Below are 14,267 nucleotides of genomic sequence, written 5' to 3'. Positions count from 1 at the left end.
GGTAAGGAAGAGCAGTGACAACTCTCAACGCCGTTGCCAAAGAACAACTTTGCCCTTTGGTCACGCTCTTGCGGGACGCGCCAAAGCCGATTCCATTCGAGGAATTCCCGGCCCTGTACGAGCAACTCAACTGGGAGAAGAATCGTAGGCGCGGTGGATTCACCAACTACGACATCAATTTGCCACTAGCGGCCGTGAACGAGATGCGCGGTGAACTTTCGCGCTTCAATGCGCGTGTCTCTGACACGATCAAAGAGCGAGGTGCCGCGACCCAGGCTGCGGTACGCGCGGCCTTCCCCGAGGTAAAACAGAGCATTACCGAATGCATCGGCTTTGCACCGACGGGAACTCCGCTGTACGAGGAGGGCGCCGATTGGGACCTGGATGATGGCAGCGTTATCCGGCTGGCGGTGGGAGAAAATGTGCTCGAGTTCATGTTCATGTCGAAAATGATTGCCGATCTGGAACGCTACGAGCGCCGTACCGGGGATCGACCTCGACCGTCCGATGGACGAGAGTGACGCGTAGCAACTGGCGCGGGGCGTCGATAAGCGAAAAGCGAAACTGACCTAGACTGGCGTGCATGGCTTTTGCTGCTGAGCACCCCGTTTTGTCGCACTCTGAATTCCGCCCTGTGGGGGAGGTGGAGCGCACCGAGAAGCTGTTCACCGTCGAGTCTGAATTCGAGCCGTCGGGCGACCAGCCGAAAGCGATCGCCGAGCTGGACAAACGTCTGCGCGCGGGGGAGCCCGACGTCGTGCTCATGGGTGCGACCGGTACTGGTAAATCGGCGACCGCGGCGTGGCTGATCGAGCAGCAGCAACGCCCGACGCTGGTGATGGCGCCGAATAAGACGCTCGCGGCGCAGCTGGCAACCGAGCTGCGCGAGCTGCTGCCGAATAACGCCGTCGAGTACTTCGTCTCGTACTACGACTACTACCAACCCGAGGCGTATATCGCGCAGACGGACACCTATATCGAGAAGGATTCGTCGATCAACGACGATGTCGAGCGTCTCCGCCACTCGGCGACGTCCGCGTTGCTCAGCCGACGCGACGTGGTCGTTGTTTCCTCCGTGTCGTGCATTTACGGCCTGGGCACGCCGCAGTCGTACCTTGACCGTTCGTTGCTGTTGCGCGTCGGCGAGGAGATCGAGCGCGACCGCTTCCTGCGCCTGCTTGTCGACGTCCAATACGAGCGCAACGACATTGACTTCAAGCGCGGCACCTTCCGTGTGAAAGGCGACACCGTGGATATCATCCCGGCCTACGAGGAAGTCGCTGTGCGCGTGGAGTTCTTCGGCGACGAGGTGGATTCGCTGTATTACATCCACCCGCTCACCGGTGATGTGCTCGAGCAGCGCGACGAGCTGCGCATCTTCCCGGCGACGCACTATGTGGCCACTGAGGAGCGCATGGAAAAGGCGATCGAGGCGATCAAGCTCGAGCTCGCTGACCGCCTCGAGGACCTGGAGAACCGCGGCAAGCTGCTCGAAGCGCAGCGGTTGCGCATGCGCACCGAATACGACCTGGAGATGATCCAGCAGGTGGGGTTCTGTTCCGGCATCGAGAACTACTCACGCCACATCGACGGCCGCGAGGCGGGGTCTGCTCCGGCGACGCTGATCGACTATTTCCCGGAAGACTTCCTCACCATCATCGACGAGTCCCACGTGACCGTCCCGCAGATCGGTGGCATGTACGAAGGCGACATGTCCCGCAAGCGTAACCTCGTCGAGTTCGGGTTTCGCCTGCCGTCTGCGGTGGACAATCGCCCGCTGACCTTCGACGAATTCGAGGACCGCGTCGGCCAGACCGTCTACATGTCGGCAACGCCGGGCGACTACGAGCTCGAGGCTGCCGGCGGCGAATTCGTCGAGCAGGTCATTCGCCCGACCGGCCTCGTCGACCCGAAGGTGTCTGTCCGCCCGACGAAGGGCCAGATCGACGACCTCATCCACGAGATCCGCGAGCGCACCGAGAAGGACGAGCGCGTCCTGGTCACCACCTTGACTAAGCGCATGGCTGAGGACCTCACCGACTACTTCCTCGACAACGGAATCAAGGTGCGGTACCTGCACTCGGACATTGACACGCTGCATCGCGTGGAGCTGCTGCGCCAGCTCCGCCTCGGCGAATTCGACGTGCTCGTGGGCATCAACCTCCTTCGCGAGGGCCTCGACCTTCCGGAGGTCTCCCTCGTGGCCATCCTCGACGCCGACAAAGAGGGCTTCCTCCGCTCCACGAAATCGCTCATCCAGACTATCGGCCGCGCAGCCCGCAACGTCTCCGGCGAAGTCATCATGTACGGCGACGACATCACCGAATCCATGCAGGCCGCCATCGACGAGACCGAACGCCGCCGGGCCAAGCAGATCGCCTACAACGAAGAGCACGGCATCGACCCGCAGCCACTGCGCAAGAAGATCGCCGACATCCTCGACGAGGTCTACGAGCGCAGCGACGACGAGGAGGCGTCCAGCTCCAGCGAGACATCCATGCTCGAAGGCCGCGACACATCGTCCATGGCGCAAGACGAGATTCAACAGCTTATCGACGACCTCACCACCCAGATGACCAGCGCCGCCCGCGAGCTGAAATTCGAGCTGGCCGGGCGACTGCGCGACGAGATCGCCGATCTGCGCAAGGAGCTCCGCGGCGTGAAAGAAGCCGGTATATAGTGGCCTGGAGTACCGCCTTCGGGAACACGGCGCAGCCGGACCACGAAAGGCGAGGACAACGTGTCAATCCGGAAGGTGCATCATGGCTATGAACTACAACACCGTCGTTGTCGGTACGGACGGATCTGCGTCCTCCCTGCTCGCCGTTGAGCGCGCGGCTGAGCTCGCCGGCGCATTCGGCGCCAAGCTCGTCATCGGCTGCGCCTACTACGAGTCCGAAGAAGAGGCCTCGTCCGCTCTGCGCCAGGATTCCAACACCATCCTCGGCGACGACACTGCACGCGAGAACCTGTCCTCCGCAGTCGAGCGCGCGAAGGAGACTGGCCTGGACAACGTCGAGACCGCAGTGCGCCCCGGCACTCCCGTTGAAGCTTTGATGAGTATCGTCACCGATTACGACGCCGAGTTGCTCGTCGTGGGCAACCGAGGCATCAACTCCCTGACCGGTCGTCTGCTCGGCTCCGTTCCTGCTGATGTCGCCCGCCAGTCGGATTGCGACGTGATGATCGTCCACACTGTCGCCTAGCTAGCCCCGCGCGACGGCGAGTACAGCCGCGCGCTTATCCCGCGCGTTTCGCCGGCTGCAGCCGAGCCGAACTGGGAAAAGGGTGCGCGCTATCCGATGAGCGTCAGGGTCTGCGTCGCGCGCGTGACTGCGACGTAGAGGTCTTGCCACCCCTGGGGCGAGGCGTTGATGATGGTGTCGGGATCCACCACGACGACGTGGTCGTATTCGAGTCCTTTGACGGCGCCGACGTTATCGACGGTCACAACAGCGGTCAGCCCGCCCCGCGACTCGAGTTCGGAGCGGACAGCTCCTGGATCGGTTCCTGCGGGCAGGAGGCGCACGGGTTCGCCGGTGGAGCGGACGGTCACGGCAGGAGCGGCGCCGGGGTCGATTTCGGCGAGGATATCGTGGGCGTATTCCATGATCTCGGCGGGAGTGCGGTAGTTGACGGTGAGCTCGTGGAAACGGAACCGGCCGCCGATGAAGGGAGACAGGGTTTCGGCCCAGCTCTCGACACCGGCGGGCGAGGACGTTTGCGCGGGGTCGCCCACCAGAGTCATCCACCGGGACGGGCAGCGCCGGAACACCATGCGCCATTCCATGGGGGTGAGTTCTTGCGCCTCGTCGACAATGACATGGCCGTACGCCCAGCTCAGATCGGCTCGCGCGCGCTCAGCGGTGGAACGGACGTCGGTTTCGCGTTGGCGGCTGGCTAGGGTCTCAGCGTCGATAATGTCGTGGGCGGAGAGCACCTCGGCTTCGAATTCGTCGTCGGTATCGGTGTTGGCGGAGGACGCGAGGATGTCCAGCGCGTCTTCGGCGTCCGCGACGAGTTCCCGCCACTTTTTGTCGGCTTTTTCGGCTTCGTCGGAGGGGGTGGGAAGGCCGGTGAGGGTGTAGAGCTCGTCGATAAGCGCTGTGTCCGCGGGCGTGAAAGCCCACCCGTCGGTGCGGAACAACGCGTCGCGCGTGAGGTCGTCGTAGTCGTGCGCGGCGGCCGCGATCGCGTCGCGGGAGCCCAACAGACCTGCGAGAACGGCAGGAGCGTCGAGTTCAGGAAAATGCTTGTCGACAATCCCTGCAACCTGCCCTTCCTCCGCCAGATCGTCGTGCAACTGGTCGACGTCTGCCTCTGAAAGAAGGTTGGTCCCGCCCAGGGGATCCGCACCGATCTTCTCGGCGAGCGCCTCCGCGATGAGCTGGGTGAGGTGATCCGCGAAATATGCGCGCGCCTCGTTGTGCGGTTTGCGCGAGCGGCGCGCACGAGTGCGTGCGGCGGTGATCATGGCGGGCGTGACGGCGATGTCAATGCCGTCGATGCGCAGGTCAATATCGTTCTCGGGGACCGTCTGGAGGTTCTGCACGGCGCGTTTGAGGATGATCGCCATTTCTTCGGTTCCCTTGACTTCACGTGCGACGAGCGAGTCCGAGCCAGTCGGCGTGATGCCGGGGACGAGGTCGGCGACGGTGCTGAGCACCACGCCCGTCTCGCCGAGTTCAGGCAGGACGCGTGAGATGTAGTCCAGGAATGTCCGGTTCGGGCCGACGACGAGCACGCCCGTGCGGGCCAACTGGTCGCGCCACGTGTACAGCAAATACGCCACGCGGTGCAGCGCTACAGCTGTCTTGCCGGTGCCGGGACCGCCGCCCACAACGAGGACGCCGCGTGTCGGGTCGCGGATGATCTCGTCTTGCTCGCGCTGGATGGTCTCCACGATCGACTGCATGTGGCCGGTGCGGGGCGAATTCATCGCGCGCAACAGAGCTGCTTCGCTGCCGACGTCGGTAGTGCGGGTTGCTGTGTCGGCGTGGTCGCCGGAGAGGATTTCATCGTCGACAGCTTCGACCGTCCGGCCGCGCATGCGGATATTGCGGCGCTTTTCGACGCCCTCCGGATGCGCCGTCGTCGCCAAGTAATAAGGGCGAGCCATGGGTGCGCGCCAGTCGAGTAGGAGAGTGCGGTAGTTATCCGCGCGGTCATCGATGCCCATGCGTCCGATATAGCGACGGTCCAGGTCGCCTCGGCTGGGGACGGGGTTTTCAGGGTCGTCGTCGGCAATGTCGATACGCCCGAAGACGAGGCCGGTTTCCGCGACATTGAGATCGTCGAGCTTCGCGTTGAGCGCGTGGTACTCGGTCTCGCGGCGCACGAGAGCGTCCGCGTCCGGGTTATCGGGGTCGACGGCGCGCTGAACTTCCTCCAACCGTGCACTGGCCGCGGCGACTTCACGGTCCAAATGCGCGAAGAGCGTGTCCACGTGGCGTTGCTCTTCGGCACGTGTGTCCGGCGCTGATCCCATCTGCGGCAACCTGAATCTCCTTTCACCGCGGGTTGTGCGTTCCCAAATAACGAACGGCCCCGGGACAGGGAGTATTCCCTGCCGCGGGGCCCGAACGCTGAAGGTCAGTGAACGCCAGGCTTAGCTGAGCTTCTTCTCTGCCTTCTTCACGAACTTGTTGGCCTTCTTCTCGGCCTTCTTAGCCTTCTTCTTCCACTTGCGCTTCTGCCACCAGGACGGGGAAGCGTCGAGCTTCTCGAAGGCCTCCTGCAGGACGTCGATGGCGTTTTGAGCCTTGTCCTGTGCCTTGTCGGCAGCCTTGTTCACCTTGCGCTTGCCCTTGAACTTCTCCCACTCGGAGGGGCCCAGATCGTCGAGGTTGTCCTGCAGATCGCTGACAACGCTGTTGACCTTGCGCTTCGCCTTGAACTTCTCGATCTTGGAGGGGAGCAGGTCGTCGAGGCCGCCCTCGACATTGTCCTGCAGGTCGCCCACGAGGCCCTTGACCTTGCGCTTGGTCTTGACCTTCTCGATCTTGGAGGGCTTGGCGTCCTTGTAGGTGTCCTCGGCCCAGTTGGTGGCATCGTCTGCGAGGGAAGATGCGCGGTCAGCTGCCTTGTCGGCGAACTTGGTGGCGGTCTTCTTCCAGTCGTCCTTGTTGTCGTCGACGTAGTCGGTGACCTGGTCGGCGACTTCCTGAGCACGCTCGGAGACGGTCTCAGCGGTGTCCTGGAACCACTCGGAAGCCTTCTTCTTGGCCTTGTCGGTCTCGGACTGGGTCGGCAGTGCCTGCTGGATATTCTTCTTGCTGCGCTTCGCAGCATCCTGCGCGCGCCATGCCAGGCCCGGCTTGCCCTCGGTGTCCGCGCTCGCGAGCAGGACACCGCCAAGGAGAGCGACGTTGGTCATCGCGCCGTTGCGACGACGCTGCTTGTCGTCCTCGTTTTTGGCCTCCCAGAAAGCATTGCGGCCCAGCAGGGTGCCCACGGTGGAGGCCGCGAGCAGACCAGCGGACAGGCGCGGAGCCTTGCCCAGGGCGAAGGTGCTGCCGGCGCCGATCTTCAGGCCACCGTTGATCTTGGCTACGGTCTCCGGGTCAGACGGAATGTACTGCGCGTACTGGCTGGGCAGCACGGACTTAAGGGTGTCGACGACACGCTCGGCGTCGCCTGCGTACTCGGACGCATTCGTCACCGTCTTCACGCCGTCTGCGATGTACACAGAGGCGAGCATTGGACGAGCAAGTTTGCGGATCATACTCACTTTTTCCTTACTTCAATCAGCGGATGTTCCCCCTCCACTGTAGACATTGTGGAGAGTCAGTGGTGCTGGAATTTTCACCAGCGGCGTGACCACCAGGCATCCAGGTTGGGGCGTTCGGCACCGAGAGTGGTGGGATCGCCGTGGCCGGGCCTGACGATGGCGGAATCGGGGTAGACGTCGAAAAGCCGTTCCTTGACGTCGTTGAACAGGCGCACGAAATCACCTTCGCTGTGGGTCTTGCCGACGCCGCCGGGGAAGAGCGAGTCGCCGACGAACAGGTTGATTTCGCCGTCGATCTCCGCGACGACTGCGGCGCCGCCGGGGGTGTGCCCGCGGAGGATGTGGACGGGCAGCGCGTGGCCGGCAAACGAAAGCTCGTCGCCTTCGTTGAGCTCCTCATCCGGTGGAACAGGTAGGGCAGGGGCGTCGAGGTGGGACGCCCAGTGCGTCGCCCCAGTCTTGGCGAGCACCTCTTCCAAGGCGCCGACGTGATCCCAGTGACGGTGTGTCGTCAGAACGTCGGTGATTTGTACCCCGGCGGATTCGGCCAAGGAAAGAAGGGTGGAGGGCTCGGCGGCGGCGTCGATAAGCAAGCCCTGGTCACCTGAGCTGATGAGGTAGCAATTGTTGTCCATGCTGGACACGGAAACGTGGTGGAGCTTGAGGGAATTCATGGCACCCAAGAGTAGTTGGAATGGTGTTGGTAGGTTTGTTCGAAGAGACGCCGTGGGAAGGATTGAACGTGGCTGAGAAATTGACGGTGCGCGGTGCGCGCGAGCACAACCTCAAAGGTGTCGACGTGGAGCTGCCGCGCGACAAGATGGTGGTGTTCACGGGGCTGTCGGGTTCCGGCAAGTCGTCTCTGGCGTTCGACACGATCTTCGCGGAAGGGCAGCGGCGGTATGTCGAGTCGCTGAGCTCGTACGCGCGCATGTTCTTAGGGCAGATGGACAAGCCGGATGTGGAATACATCGACGGGCTTAGTCCAGCCGTGTCCATTGACCAGAAGTCGACGAACCGCAACCCGCGCTCCACGGTGGGCACAATTACGGAGATCTACGACTACCTGCGTCTGCTGTATTCACGCGCCGGCACGCCACACTGCCCGGTGTGCGACGCGGTGATTCAGCGCCAGACGCCGCAGCAGATCGTCGACCGGGTGATGGAGCAGCCGGAGCGCACGAAATTCCAGGTGCTCGCGCCGATCGTGCGCAAGCGCAAGGGCGAATTCGTCGACCTGTTCGCGGATTTGTCGGCGCAGGGTTACGCGCGCGTCACGGTGGACGGCGAGACGCATCAGCTGTCTGATCCGCCGAAGCTGGAGAAGCAGGTCAAGCACAATATCGACGTGGTGGTCGACCGCCTGACCGTCAAAGAGAGCCAGAAGCAGCGCCTCACGGATTCTGTCGAGACTGCGCTGAAGCTCGCCGACGGGCTCGTCGCCTTCGACTGGGTCGAGCGCGAGCAGGACGACCCAGCGCGCGTCGAGGTCTTCTCCGAGAAGACTGCCTGCCCGAATGGCCACAAGCTGTCGGTGGAGGAGTACGAGCCGCGCGCGTTCTCCTTCAACTCGCCGTTCGGCGCGTGCCCGGCATGCGACGGCCTAGGTACGCGTTCCGAGATCGACGAGGACCTCGTGATTCCCGACCCGGATGCTCCTGCGGTCGATGCGTTCCAGCCGTGGAATTCCTCGCCGAATAAGGGCTATTTCGAAAAGCTCGTCGTTGCGCTGGCGAAGGCGGAGGGATTCGATCCGCACGAGCCGTTGTCGTCTTTGCCCGCGAAGCACCGCAAGGCGCTTATCGACGGCACGTCAACCAAAGTCTCCGTCCGCTACAAGAACCGCTACGGCCGGCAGCGTTCTTTCACCTCCGCCTTTGAAGGCGTGAAGGGGTATTTGCAGCGCAAGATCGAGCAGTCTGAATCCGAGCACGCTAAGGAGCGCTACCTCGCGTACACCCGTGAAGTGGCGTGCCCGACGTGCAAGGGCACGCGTCTGAAACCGGAGATTCTCGCGGTGCGCTTGGATTCCACCACTCACGGCGAGAAGTCCATCGCGGGGTTGACGGAGCTGTCCATCGAAGACGCTTCGGAGTACCTGGACAACCTGGTGCTCGGCTACCGCGAGGAGATGATCGCCGGCGCCGTGCTGCGTGAGATCCAGGCGCGCCTGCACTTCCTGCTCGACGTCGGCTTGAACTACCTGACCCTGTCGCGTTCCGCGGGAACCCTGTCCGGCGGCGAAGCGCAGCGCATCCGCTTGGCCACACAGATCGGATCTGGCCTTGCGGGTGTTCTCTACGTGCTGGATGAGCCGTCGATCGGCCTGCACCAGCGCGATAACCAGCGCCTGATCGCGACGCTGCAGAAGCTGCGGGACATCGGCAACACTCTCGTCGTCGTCGAGCACGACGAGGACACCATCCGCGCCTCCGACTGGCTCGTCGATGTCGGCCCCCTCGCCGGCGAATACGGCGGCGAAATCGTCTACCAGGGTGAGCCGAAAGGCATCGAGAAAGCCAAGAACTCGCTCACCGGCGATTACCTGTCGGGCCGCAAGGAGATTGAGGTGCCGGGGGAAAGGCGCGGCGTCGATAAGCAACGAATGCTGAAGATCGTCGGTGCGCGCGAGAACAACCTCGATAATGTCTCCGTGAATGTGCCGCTCGGCGTGCTGACTGCCGTGACTGGCGTGTCTGGCTCCGGCAAGTCGACGCTGGTGAATCAGATTCTGGCGAAGACTCTCCAGAACCGTCTCAACGGCGCCCGCCAGGTTCCGGGACGCGTGAAGAAGGTCGACGGGCTCGAGCACCTGGACAAGCTCGTGCAGGTCGACCAGTCGCCGATTGGCCGCACCCCGCGCTCGAATCCAGCGACGTACACGGGCGTTTTCGACAAGATCCGCACCCTTTTCGCTGAGACACAAGAGGCGAAAGTCCGCGGCTACAAGGCCGGGCGCTTCTCGTTCAACGTCAAGGGCGGACGCTGTGAGGCGTGCCGCGGCGACGGCACCATCAAGATTGAGATGAACTTCCTCCCAGACGTCTACGTGCCGTGCGAGATGTGCGGCGGCGCGCGCTACAACCGTGAGACGCTCGAGGTGCACTACAAGGGCAAAAACATTTCCGAGGTCCTCGACATGCCCATCAGCGAGGCCACCGAATTCTTCGAGCCCATCACCTCGATTCACCGTTATCTGAAAACGCTTTGCGACGTCGGCCTGGGCTACGTCCGCCTCGGCCAGTCCGCCACGACTCTGTCCGGCGGCGAAGCTCAGCGCGTGAAGCTGGCCGCCGAACTGCAGAAGCGCTCCAACGGTCGCACCATCTACATCCTTGATGAGCCGACGACCGGCCTCCACTTCGAGGACATCCGCAAACTGATGCACGTTCTCAACGGCCTGGTCGACAAGGGCAACTCAGTGCTGGTGATCGAGCACAACCTCGATGTGATCAAATGCGCAGACTGGATCATCGACATGGGTCCCGAGGGCGGCTCCGGCGGTGGAACCGTCGTTGCCCAGGGCACCCCGGAGGACGTCGCGAAGGTCGACGGTTCCTTCACCGGCCAGTTCCTCGCCGACGTCCTTCCGGGGAAGTAGCCCCGCCCCGTTAATTCGGCTGACCGTCCTGCTTGTCTGCCGGGTTGTTCGTTGCCGCGGATTCCTGCGGCTCTTGCTGCTCCGGTTCCGGTGCAGGGTGCTGCGGAGGCTTCTGTTCGGGAGTTTGATCCGGCTGTTGCTGCACTGGTTCCGGTGCGGGCTGTTGGTCGGGAGCTTGGTCCGGCTGTCGCTGTTCTGCCTCCGGTGCGGTCTGCTGCTCGTTTTGCACTTCAGGCCCGGGCTCGGTGCTCACCTGGATCGGAGTGTGCTGGCCGTGAGAGTCGACGGGAGCCGGGGCACCAACAGGTTGCGGATCTCCGGCGGGGCCAGCCGGCGGAATCGGAGCACCGTCCGTGAACGGGGGGAAGCTACCGCTCGGGCCGGAAGCGTGTCCGCCGTTACCGTTGCTGTTACGCTGCGCTCCGAGGACAGCCACCGCGATGAGCAGAAGACCGCAAACCACGAATGCGATGACACGCGGGATACCGCTGAGCGAGGCCATATCGAATAGGACGAGTTTTCCTGTCGCCACGCCCGCGAAGACGAGACCGGTAACGCGGGCGGCCTTCGAGTCAGAGCCTGGCTTCGGACGTTTGATCAGCAACCAGGATGCAAGGGCCATCAAGGAGATCGAAACGATCATGTGGCCCACAAAGAAACCGACTTCGTACCCCTCCGGGAAGGAACATGAATTATCGGATACATCCGAGGTTCCCTGGAAAATGCTGCGGACACAGCTCGGGGAGATGAGTTCGCCGACGGCGGTGGACGTTGTTACGACAGCCATGGTGGAGAACCAAAGAGCTGCGCCGGCAAAGACTCTTCTTTCGACAGTTTCGATCTCGCGCCACTTCCAGATGTAAATGGCTGCGAAAGCAAGGAAAGCGAGCAGGGCCAACCCGACAATTAGGTTTGCAACTACTGTCCCGCGCGCAAATTTTGGACTCAAAATGCCCGGGAGCAGATATGCGGTGATGCAGAAAAGGCTGGCTAACCAAGTTGAGAGAAGCGGAACGCGGGGCAGAAGAGGGCGAAGGCGCAGTAGTACCAGCACCGCGGTGAACGCGAGAAGGAAGAGGACGACCCCGGTCGCTTGCGTACTGCCGAGGTGTGAGTAGCGGCCGGAAGTGCTTAGGACGACCGGCAAGAACGTGAAGGCGAAAAACCCCAGCCACGAAGCAAGGAAAATATTGCCAAGGCGCATTTGCTCTTGGTCTTTGACGTCGAACCAGAGCACTGCGACGGTAACCGTCGCGGCGAACGTGACCGCTACGGGTATCCACAGGGATACCTGTCCGACCACGAAGTAGGAAGTGACAATCAGGAATACAGGAGCGAGGACGGCCATCGAAATGCGTTCAGTTTGCCCTGAAAATCGGATCGGGAAGTAGCGCTCGCTAAGAATGAAAAGAAAGACACCGACGTAAACGACAAGGCCCGCGAATGTCACGTCATAGTCCAACGAGGAAAGAAACGAAAGCATCACGAGGTCGCGGAACATCAGAATGCCCGTGGCAAATCGAGTGGACAGCGCTAGTTTTGGAGTCCTATCCGAAGGAATGAACCACGTTAAGGCCAGAGCTAACAACGGCGGGACGAAGGCGAGGACATTGATGACGTCCCCGTCGAAAATCGGGACTCCATAGAAGAAATATGCAATGCACATGTTCAGCACGAGCCACAGGTTCCTCCGCCACATGGCTAGCGCAAGGAATGCTGTCCACACTGTCACGCCCGCGAAACATAAGCCAGTGAATGATAGCCACTGCTGTGAGCCGGTCATATAAAGCAAGTCGGCGACGATGATTAGATACGACGTCACATAGAGAGCAGTGACACCCGGCTGTGCGCCTCGGCGGAGATCGATCCTGATACCGATACCGAGGAGCACGAGCGCGAGGAGGAACGCACCCACGGTCCGCCCGATAGGGCCGAGGAGCCCGGACTGGATAGCGAGGGCGACACCGAAGCACGCGCCGATGAATGTGATGATCGAACCGAGCACGGCCGCCGCGCGAATGACCTTCTGTTCGGTGGTCAAAGGCGGGGTCACAGGTTTGAACGGCTGCCGGGGAACGAACGCGGGTGGCTGGCTATGCGGAGGAGCTGGCTGCGGAGCTAGTTGAACGCCTTGTGGAGGCGGACTCTGCTGCGGCTGTTGGTCCGGGTTTACCGGCGGAACCGGGCGAGGACCCTGTTGCGAAGGGCCTTCCTGCTGGCCCTGCTGCGACGGGCCTTCCTGCTGGCCTTGCTGCGACGGGCCTTCCTGCTGGCCCTGCCGCGGATGTTGCTTCGGGTTCACCGGCGGAACCGGGCGAGGACCCTGTTGCGGTGGGCCCTGCTGTGGTGGCGGACCTTGCTGCGGACCCCGAGGCGGCGGACCTTGCTGCGGACCCCGAGGCGGCGGGCCCTGCTGCGGACCCGGACGCGGACCCTGTGGTGGCGGACCTTGCTGCGGACCCCGAGGCGGCGGGCCCTGCTGCGGACCCTGCTGTGGCCGCGGGCCCTGCTGCGGCGGACCCTGCTGTGGCCGCGGGCGAGGACCTGGACGCGGACCCTGCGGCGGTGGACCCACCTGCGGTGGCCGGTAAGGGTTAGGTGGCAGATCCTGCCGTGGAGCCGCGTGACCGGGAAGTGGGCGGCCAACCGGACGTGGGCCGGCGGGCCCGGCGGGACCCTGGCCAGGGCCAGCGGGACCTTGGGCAGGAGAGTGACCAGCCGGACCGGGACCGGGGTGAGCAGGACGTGGCCCGCCACGCAAGGCCTTCAGCGAAGTTGAGCCGCCCTGTTGGGCAGGGGGACCGGCTGGGCCCCGCGGTCCCGGTGGAGTAGGTGGACGTGATGGGCCGGGCGGAGCTCCGCCGCCGGGATGATCAGGCGTGACGGGGGAGTTGAGGTGGGTGAGGGTGAGAGAGATGTCGTCGATAAGCTGTTGCGCGTGGACTGTGGTGGAGCGCAACTCGACTAGTGAGTTCTTGATATGGGCGATGCGCTGGTCGTTGATATTCATGATCCTCCTCGCAGTTAAATATGTATCTGTTAGACGGTGCGAGTGGGGCAAAAGGTTCCCGGCTCACCTTGAAATTTACGAAGATTTTGACCAGCGATACAAGAGTGCTATCGTCTAACGCACTACCGCCTGACGCGCCGCAAAGCGCGCGGGTTGCAAGTGGAGTTTCTCCCACCTGATGCCGCCAGTGATGGAAGGCTAAGGGTCAAAACAACGGTACGAAACGCACGAGATGTGCGCTGACTGCCGTGTTGAGGATAAACTCCCACGTCCCACAGCAAAGCTGATGGAACGTGGGTTTTTGTTGTGAGGGAGCGCTGCACAAGCGATTCGGTAGCGAACAGCACACGTCTTTCTCACCCCTAGGAGTTCTCATCAGCGCTGAAGCTCGGATCAACGAACGCATCCGCGTTCCGGAAGTTCGTCTTGTCGGCCCGTCCGGCGAGCAGGTTGGAATTGTCCGTACCGATGATGCACGCAAGCTCGCGTACGAAGCCGACCTCGATCTGGTCGAGGTCGCTCCGAACGCGAAGCCGCCGGTGTGCAAGATCATGGACTACGGCAAGTACAAGTACGAGCAGGCCCAGAAGGCCCGCGAGTCCCGTAAGAACCAGCAGCAGACGGTGGTCAAGGAACAGAAGTTCCGTCCGAAGATCGATGAGCACGACTACCAGACGAAGAAGAGCAATGTTGAGCGCTTCTTGGAGAAGGGCAACAAGGTCAAGGTGACCATCATGTTCCGCGGCCGCGAGCAGTCGCGTCCGGAGCTGGGCTACCGCCTGCTGGAGCGCCTCGCCGAGGACATCCAGGAGGTCGGCCAGGTCGAGTCCCGTCCGAAGCAGGACGGCCGCAACATGACCATGGTTCTTGGGCCCGTTCGCAAGGGTAAGAAGTAGAGTTCCGCTGGCCCAGCCAGCGTAACGAGT

Annotated in this window: 10 protein-coding genes; 6 read left to right on the top strand and 4 right to left on the bottom strand. The window is 62.7% G+C overall.

Annotated elements, in window-relative coordinates:
* The first annotated feature begins 14 nt into the window (after positions 1 to 14).
* From M3G19_RS01565 to M3G19_RS01555, 3 genes are all read left to right on the top strand, one after another.
* A complete protein-coding gene (locus M3G19_RS01565) occupies positions 15 to 521 on the top strand; it encodes a DUF6301 family protein (protein ID WP_259900117.1) in 507 nt (168 codons plus the stop codon).
* 62 nt (positions 522 to 583) lie between these two features.
* A complete protein-coding gene (gene uvrB, locus M3G19_RS01560) occupies positions 584 to 2,680 on the top strand; it encodes an excinuclease ABC subunit UvrB (protein ID WP_259900116.1) in 2,097 nt (698 codons plus the stop codon).
* 82 nt (positions 2,681 to 2,762) lie between these two features.
* Positions 2,763 to 3,206: a universal stress protein gene (locus M3G19_RS01555; RefSeq protein ID WP_259900115.1), complete on the top strand. Its 444-nt coding sequence runs from the start codon at positions 2,763 to 2,765 to the stop codon at positions 3,204 to 3,206.
* An 89-nt stretch (positions 3,207 to 3,295) separates the two neighbouring features.
* Here the strand turns inward: M3G19_RS01555 and M3G19_RS01550 are convergent, their stop codons facing one another.
* The 3 genes from M3G19_RS01550 to M3G19_RS01540 form a co-directional block, all read right to left on the bottom strand.
* On the bottom strand, positions 3,296 to 5,488 hold the full coding sequence (locus M3G19_RS01550) for an ATP-binding domain-containing protein (RefSeq protein ID WP_259900114.1): 2,193 nt from the start codon (positions 5,486 to 5,488) through the stop codon (positions 3,296 to 3,298).
* Positions 5,489 to 5,608: 120 nt separating this feature from the next.
* Positions 5,609 to 6,724 carry a DoxX family membrane protein gene (locus M3G19_RS01545; RefSeq protein WP_259900113.1) on the bottom strand — a complete coding sequence of 372 codons (1,116 nt, stop codon included), beginning with the start codon at positions 6,722 to 6,724 and terminating at the stop codon, positions 5,609 to 5,611.
* A gap of 80 nt (positions 6,725 to 6,804) precedes the next feature.
* Positions 6,805 to 7,404 carry an MBL fold metallo-hydrolase gene (locus M3G19_RS01540; protein WP_259900112.1) on the bottom strand — a complete coding sequence of 200 codons (600 nt, stop codon included), beginning with the start codon at positions 7,402 to 7,404 and terminating at the stop codon, positions 6,805 to 6,807.
* A 68-nt stretch (positions 7,405 to 7,472) separates the two neighbouring features.
* Here M3G19_RS01540 and uvrA point away from each other — a divergent pair, with 68 nt between their 5' ends.
* Positions 7,473 to 10,331: an excinuclease ABC subunit UvrA gene (gene uvrA / locus M3G19_RS01535; protein ID WP_259900111.1), complete on the top strand. Its 2,859-nt coding sequence runs from the start codon at positions 7,473 to 7,475 to the stop codon at positions 10,329 to 10,331.
* A 10-nt stretch (positions 10,332 to 10,341) separates the two neighbouring features.
* On the opposite strand, the gene M3G19_RS01530 is transcribed toward uvrA, so the two are convergent.
* Entirely contained in the window at positions 10,342 to 12,372 is a 2,031-nt protein-coding gene (locus M3G19_RS01530; protein ID WP_259900110.1) for a DUF2339 domain-containing protein, read from the bottom strand.
* 44 nt (positions 12,373 to 12,416) lie between these two features.
* On the opposite strand from M3G19_RS01530, the gene M3G19_RS01525 reads away from it, so the two are divergent.
* Together M3G19_RS01525 and infC are read left to right on the top strand one after the other, a co-directional pair.
* Positions 12,417 to 12,929: a hypothetical protein gene (locus tag M3G19_RS01525; RefSeq protein WP_259900109.1), complete on the top strand. Its 513-nt coding sequence runs from the start codon at positions 12,417 to 12,419 to the stop codon at positions 12,927 to 12,929.
* A 729-nt stretch (positions 12,930 to 13,658) separates the two neighbouring features.
* Positions 13,659 to 14,237 carry a translation initiation factor IF-3 gene (gene infC, locus M3G19_RS01520; RefSeq protein ID WP_210572271.1) on the top strand — a complete coding sequence of 193 codons (579 nt, stop codon included), beginning with the start codon at positions 13,659 to 13,661 and terminating at the stop codon, positions 14,235 to 14,237.
* Positions 14,238 to 14,267 lie beyond the last annotated feature (30 nt).

Origin of the sequence: Corynebacterium sp. p3-SID1194 (assembly GCF_025144155.1) — a bacterium.
Classification (GTDB): Bacteria; Actinomycetota; Actinomycetes; order Mycobacteriales; family Mycobacteriaceae; genus Corynebacterium.
The sequence above is the reverse complement of the archived record's forward strand: the minus strand, read 5'-3'. Positions and strand labels throughout refer to the sequence as shown.

Bases quoted from the DNA above. Each gene is read 5' to 3' on its own strand.
- uvrB (WP_259900116.1), top strand. From the start codon at position 584: ATGGCTTTTGCTGCTGAGCACCCCGTTTTGTCGCACTCTGAATTCCGC.
- M3G19_RS01545 (WP_259900113.1), bottom strand. From the start codon at position 6,724: ATGATCCGCAAACTTGCTCGTCCAATGCTCGCCTCTGTGTACATCGCA.
- M3G19_RS01555 (WP_259900115.1), top strand. From the start codon at position 2,763: ATGGCTATGAACTACAACACCGTCGTTGTCGGTACGGACGGATCTGCG.
- M3G19_RS01550 (WP_259900114.1), bottom strand. From the start codon at position 5,488: ATGGGATCAGCGCCGGACACACGTGCCGAAGAGCAACGCCACGTGGAC.
- M3G19_RS01540 (WP_259900112.1), bottom strand. From the start codon at position 7,404: ATGAATTCCCTCAAGCTCCACCACGTTTCCGTGTCCAGCATGGACAAC.